Here is a 7106-nt window from a genome sequence, read left to right on the forward strand (position 1 = left end):
GGTTGATAGTCACTATAAATAAGGGCAGGATTTTTTCCTGCCCTTATTTTTTTAAAGCTGCTAAAATGGACTTATGAAACTCCCTTTTCTTCCTTTTATCTGTTTGTGTTTCCTGTGTTGGACAGCCCCGCAAGCTTTTGCCGCGACCTCCATCACCATTTCAGAAACGCAATCGCTCACTTTTCCGACCGTTGGAATCCCATCAGGGGGAACGGCCAACCTTGCCATAAGTCCGTTGAATTCCTTAACATCAGGTTCTGGACAAATTATCTCCGGCATGGCAAGCCGAGGCGCTTATCCTCTATCCTCCCAAGGGGAAGGTGGTCTTTCCATATCCATCGATATTTCAGGCATAGACACGGGCAATGCCGGTTTGACTTTAGATAACTTCCGTGGTTTCTATAATGGGCAAATGATTAATAGTTTTCCAAGCTCAACACTTCCCCTTCCCTCAACGCAACCAAGCAGTACCCCCCTGTACCTTGGTGCGACCGTGACAGCGAATGCATCCGTTTCTGCCGGAAATTACGCGGGTTCTTTCACAATAACCGTTTTTGTTCAATAACGCGGAGCGCACCATGTCAAAAAGATTTCGTCTATCTCTCGCCTTCCTCCTCATTCTTCTTTTAAGCTCTTCACCCAGCATGGCCAGAAACGCCGAGCTGCTTTTATCGCCTACGCGGATTGTCCTTGATAATGGGGCTAAGTACGCAACAGTAACCATCAGAAATAACGGCGATGGCGTTGGCCGTTATAAAATCGAGCTCGTCGACACAATAATGAATGAAAACGGCGGCATCAAAATACGCGAAGACGGGTCCAAGGGCGATTTTTCCGCTCAAGACATTATAAGCCTGTCACCGCACAGTATGACGCTTAAACCAGATGAGAACCAAGTTGTTCGCATCCTTGTTAAAAACATGAACGAACTACCCGATGGCGAATACAAATCACACCTCCAAGTTCGCATGACAGAGAACGATCTTGATTTAAAAACGGGGCAGCCCGCAGCTGACGGTACAACGATCACCTTAAAACCGAAAATGACCACGGTTATCCCCGTTATTGTTCGCAAAGGTCAAACGGAGTTTAAGGTTATGCTCGATGAGGCCAAACTTATTATGGGAGGAGGTGAAGGAAAACCATCTCCTGAAATCAGTGCAAGTTTTAGTCTTTCAGGCAACCGCTCTGTTCTTGGCGACATCAAAGTCACCCATATTGCAGCCGATGGTAAGGAAACACAGCTCGTCTTTTTCCGAGGCATTGCCATCTATCGTGGCGTAACCAAACGCACTCAGACGGTTGCTCTTACGGTTCCATCTGGTGTCAACATTCACAGTGGCAAACTGGATGTCGCGTTTATGTCTCAAGAAAATGAAGGAAGTCAGGTTTTAACATCAAAAACCATTGTCCCTTGACCCTTTCTGCGATGCATTTCAAAAGACACAACATCATAAAAATAACATAAAACACGATCGTGTTCGTAGCCGAATCACTTGGGAATAAGTACGATTAGCCCTTGATTCGGTTTAACAAACAGTTCGTGCATGATCCGACGTGTTCCTTTGCGCTGTTTTTTGCAGCAAGGCCACCCTAACGAACAGGGCAAGGCCATCTATGATTAGGTTCCCAACCCCTTTTTGCTGCGGGCTGTTTCTAATCGTAGCGGTGTTGACGCTTTCTCTTTTCCCGTATGATGCTCGGGCCGCCGCGCCAGACACTTCAGAAAAGATTTGTGCACGCGTTATAACCGTCTTGCGAGCTTCCATTAATGACAACAAAGAAATAACCCAATCTGTTCAGATCATGGATTTTAACGGTCAGTTTTTTATCCCTTTACAAGATATTATTCATTTTTTTGATTTCCCCATTTCAATAGATCAATCCGGATCTTATGCATCAGGTTTTTTTGTAACACCCGAAAAATCATTTAGCCTCGATGTTAATAATCTTTCCGTGCGCACTGGCGCAACACGTCAATCCATAACACGCCAAGATATTCGAAGACAAGACAGCAGGCTTTATATCAGTCAAGATGCACTGCGTTTATGGTTTGGTATATCAAGCACGGCCGACCTCAAGCAAGGCACTCTTCATTTCACGACAGCTTATGTTCTGCCCTCAAAGGCAAAGGAAATCCGCGCAAAAAAACGCCTTGAGGAACTTGGTTCTTTTACAAAAACAGACCAAGAAATATTTGCTTTACCAGAGATAAAACATTCCCTTGGGCTTTCCTCAACTCCAAACGCCATTCCTGCCACGCAAAAACACAACTTTACCGGCGTAACGGTGGCAGGTTATGAAGTTGAGCTTTACCGCAACAGTACGCTTATAGCCTTTCAGTTTGCGGATGAAACGGGGCATTACATCTTTCAAGACACGCCTCTTCTGTGGGGAGAAAATATTTTCCGCTTGGCAATCTATGGCCCACAGGGCCAACACGAGGAAAAAACAGAAACGCTGGTCGCACAATTTCCTGTAATCGAAAACTTCAAATCCAATTCTTCTCTGCCCACAAAAAATACAAGCGAAGAAAAAAGTGCTGTCAAAGATGCACAAAAGGCCACGTCCCTTTCGACAGGCTCGCAATCCCCGCCTATTCTAGCCAAAAACTGGGCTAATTTGACTGTTGTTCAGGAAGGCAAAAACATCGGTACACTCGATGCCTATATTGGCGTTCGAGGCATTTTTTTACGTCTTGACTCATTTTTACGCTATCTTGGCATTACTTATAGCCAACAAACATCTTCCGACTTTCTAGAGATTAGGGCAGACAACAATCGCCATATAACTCTTGACCTTTCACAACGAACGTATGTCGATGAGGGTCAAAATCATACCCTTTATGATACGGATGCTTTCAAGAACGATGACATAATCTACGCGAACACGGATTTGCTCCATCGCCTTTTTCCGAGCAGCGCTTTTATTGTTGATCAAACTCTGCAAAAAATAGAAATACCAGAGAAGAGAAAAGAAGAAACATATCCACAGACAACCACACAAGCAGCGGATAAGACTGATGTCGCACCAGTTCCCAATGCGGCCCCCATTCAACCTGTCATCATTGACGATTTAAACGGACAACAACGGGTTTCCGGAGCGGAAGCGCGACCCAAAGAAGAACAAGAAGCAAAAGATGTCTTGCATATAGATCAACCAACTCTCACCAAAGATACAGCACAAGACAACAATGATCAGAAAAACGGCGAACCGCTCATTTTGCAGCCACGACTTAAAAACATGCCTGCCAGTAACGAGTTTATCGAAGCCCTAGATCTCCCAGGCCAGATCTTTTTGCCACTGAACGACCTTTTTCAAATCATCGGATTCCCGATTAAATTTGATGATGCAAAGAATGAAGCACACGGCTTTTTCTTTACACCTGATAACGTGTTTTATCTTAACGTCGATAAAAAAGAAGGTCGCGCGGGCAATAAGCGCTTAGACATAACTTATCGTGATGTTCGTAGGCATGAAGGTCAAATCTATGTTAGCACTGAAAGCTTCACCGAATGGTTTGGGATCATTTGCGAGATTGATCGGGCAAAGGCCATTATTCAATTTAAAACGGATCAACTTTTCCCCGCAGAAGAAGCGGAGCAACGTCAGAAAAGATGGAACAAGCTTTTGACCGCTGTCGCGCCTTCCGACAATGATTTACCGGTTTTACAAAATCCGTATCAAGCCATAGATTATCCATCGATCGATGTCTCTTGGGGGTCAAATTTTACTCATAACGACGCCATAACGACGCAAAACAACACGTTTATAAGTAACTACAACATTCAAGGCGCGATGGAGCTCGGCTATCTGACCAACCAGTTCTACGTTCAGGGAGCAACGGATACTAACGCCATTAATACCATTCGCCTACAAGCTGGGCGCAAAGACCCTGCGGGCAATCTTTTAGGGGTCATGAACGCAACCCAGTTTGCCATCGGTGACATCACATCGCCTTCCGTGTCCTTTGTGACATCAAATTCTCTTGGACGCGGCATATCGATGACAAATCGCAGTGTTACATCCTCTGAAAACTTTGATGTGCGCACATTTACCGGAGATTCTGTGCCCGGATACGAAGTTGAATTGTATCGTAATAACGTTCTCGTCTCTTTTCAAACGGTCGAAGCTAATGGCCGTTACAACTTTGTTGATATACCCATCCTTTACGGCGAGAACACCTTCCGCCTTGTTTTTTATGGCAACCAAGGTCAGCGCGAAGAGCGTATTGAAACCGTTTCAGCCTCAAGTGCTCTTCTTAAAGAAGACCAGTTCGAGTATACACTTGGAGCGCAGCAACGTGGCCTTAGCCTTATCCCCATTAATCAACTTACCCTGACGAACCCCAAAACACCCGTTGGGGAGCAGCTTGTTGGTGGCTTTCGCTATGGCGTCACGAAGAATTACACTATCGGAGCCGGAATCGCTGAAACAATTCTGCAGGACGGACCGCACCGCTATCTGACAACGTCTTCCGGTTCAAATTTTTTTGGTATTCTTTCGGAAACAAGTTTTGCAAAGGATATGACCACGGGTGGCTGGGCCAGCGGCATGTCAGTGCTTACCGGCTTTGAGGGAGTTAGTCTGCGCGGCCGCTACCGACAATACAATGATTTCATCAGTGAGTCCGTCAATAATCTAAATATACCACTTAAGTCCGAGGCTCAAATCGATGCAAACACACAACTCTTTTTGCCGCTTGTCCACGACTTCAGTTTGGGTTTGTCGGGACTTCAAGAAGTATTTGTCGATAATGATCTTGTCCCGCGCTACACCTATGGTGTTCAGGTCTCAAAAAGCCTTTGGGGTCTAAGTTTCAACAACAAGATTGATTATATTCTTGACGACGAAAAAAGATTTCAAGATACCTTCGGTTTTCAAACGCGCTTGTGGGATATTAATTTCCGAGCGACAGGCATTTATGATTTAAGCCCTCTACAGCAATTCCGCAGTGCCTCCTTTATGACAGACTACAGGCTGATGGACAAACTTTCAGGCCAAAGCCAAATAGAAAAAGATCTAACAACGAACAAAACGTCATTCGGCCAAAATATTAACTGGGATTTTGACGATTTTCGTTTGAGTCTTAACAACCAAGTTGATAACAGCGGTGATTACGCGGTCGGGATGAACGTACTTTTCTCGCTTAACCATGATAAGGTAAACAACAAATGGAGGGCTCAACCCCAATCAACAACTTCAGGTGGAGCCGTTGCGGGCCGCGTCTTCATCGATGAGAACAACAATGACCTTTACGACGAAGGTGAAAAGCTTGTGAACGCTGACGTGCGGATTGATCGTGCCGCCGTCACGCTTGATGAAAACGGTTTTTTTGTTGCGCCCGTCGCTCCTTATGGAATGTCTAAGGTCGAGATTAATGCCAGCACTCTTTCCGATCCGCTTCTCACACCCAAAACGAAAGGTTATCGCGTCCAGACTAGGCCAGGTGACACGGTCGTCGCAGATTTTCCCTTAGTTCACACCACTATCATTGACGGCACATCATATTTCCTTGAAGGAGATACTAAGCGCGAGATTGGCAATATCGTTATTGAACTTCAAGATAAAGACAACACGCCAATACGTCGCGTTATAAGTGAAATTGATGGCTATTACAGCTTCGATAAGGTTCAAAAAGGTGAGTACTGGATCAGTGTTCCTGATGAGGTTTTGTCGTCAATTAACGCCACGTTGACAAACAAAATTCATATCAAAATCGACGAGATTGATGGGTTCATTTCGGATAACAACATCCTCTTACAACAAAAAGTAGATCTAACTGCGCCACCATCCTTTGGTCTACCGACACCCAACTTGCCTCCCACGCCAGCTTTACCCGCTCCTCCCATATCGCCAACGTTGCCAACGTCGGTTAAGGAAGAAAAAACCATAAAAGAAAAAGCAGACAATACTCCAAATGAAACAGATTCCTCTACGGGTGATAGTAATGAGGTGAATAAACCAATCCACGGCTCATCGCCACCAATAGTCGAGCTTACTCCCTAACTGAACTTGCAATCACTTAAGGCTGTTTCTTGCTATTTCATTTTATCTTTTTGTCGATTAATCAAACTATATTGGCTCTATTATCACGGAAACTCAGCATAATTAAATACTGTTGCTCTCTATTACTACAATAGTAATTCATCACACAGAGGTATTCATTCTTTTTTGCACCATCAATTACATACAATTTTATGTACTTGCTGCACTGGAATGCTATTGTATGGTCTCTTATTCTTGTTTTGTGCACTGCAATACTTTGTTTTTGCGTGCATTTTAATATAAAATGTGGTACAATAAGATGTTAGGTTAAATGGATAGTTCATCGTTTTTTATAAAGAGCCAACCGGACAAGTGGCCATGATTTACACAATCTTTTACAAAGGTTTTTTCGTATTTTTTCTCTTGCTGCTTTCTCTAAATGCAGAGCAAGTTCTTGCGGCTACGCAAACTATGTCCGCCCATATTGCCTTTGATACGGTATTGAGCATCACCAACACATCTGGCATCGATTTTGGTTCCGTTAAAGCAAATCAGGCCGGAACCTACACGGTATCTTCGACAGGTGTTGTTACAGCAACCAACAGCGGCGTTGTTCTTGGTGGTGCAAGCAAAGGGGGAAGTCTGACCATCGCCGGATCAACAACACAGACAATCGATATTACAGCCAACAACTATGTTTCCAATAATGGCGTAACGCCTTCAGGCGTAACCTGTGCTTACAACGGCGGCGCAGCCGCACCGTGCAATCTTACAAGCCAAGCCGCGCCTGCGGCTGGTAAGATTCTCCTTATCGGCATCACCGTCGATGTGGACGGTAATCAGACGGTTAATACAACAGCATCTCCTACATTCGACATAGTGGTTACATATCATTAATGAAGGACATGAGTGAGAAAACAAACGGCGCGTGTGGCCGAGGGAATCGAAGCGATGATCGCCAAAACGGGCAAATGAGATGAATCGTACACGGCGTAGGACGACACTTCTCTGCCTTTTGCGGCTCTCCCTCAAAGGATGGGGCAAAGGCGGACTTCTGATAAGATAGAAGCCGCCAAGCCACCCATCCAAGAGGAGCCCGCCAATGCCTTACGATCATC

At 44.9% G+C, this 7106-nt stretch carries 3 protein-coding genes; all 3 read left to right on the top strand.

Annotated features, from left to right (window positions below; genetic code table 11):
- The first annotated feature begins 578 nt into the window (after positions 1-578).
- The 3 genes from WC612_07010 (at position 579) to WC612_07020 (ending at position 6885) form a co-directional block, all read left to right on the top strand.
- Positions 579-1418 (top strand): hypothetical protein, encoded by an 840-nt coding sequence (locus tag WC612_07010; protein ID MFA6280523.1) that lies wholly within the window; start codon positions 579-581, stop codon positions 1416-1418.
- Positions 1419-1671: 253 nt separating this feature from the next.
- Entirely contained in the window at positions 1672-6009 is a 4338-nt protein-coding gene (locus WC612_07015; GenBank protein MFA6280524.1) for a hypothetical protein, read from the top strand.
- Between the two features lie 357 nt (positions 6010-6366).
- The gene (locus tag WC612_07020) at positions 6367-6885 is read left to right on the top strand and encodes a hypothetical protein (protein ID MFA6280525.1); all 519 of its coding nucleotides are present in this window, start codon (positions 6367-6369) and stop codon (positions 6883-6885) included.
- The last annotated feature ends 221 nt before the right edge of the window (positions 6886-7106 follow it).

It is taken from the genome of Bdellovibrionales bacterium (assembly GCA_041662785.1).
Classification (GTDB): Bacteria; Pseudomonadota; Alphaproteobacteria; order UBA9219; family UBA9219; genus UBA8914.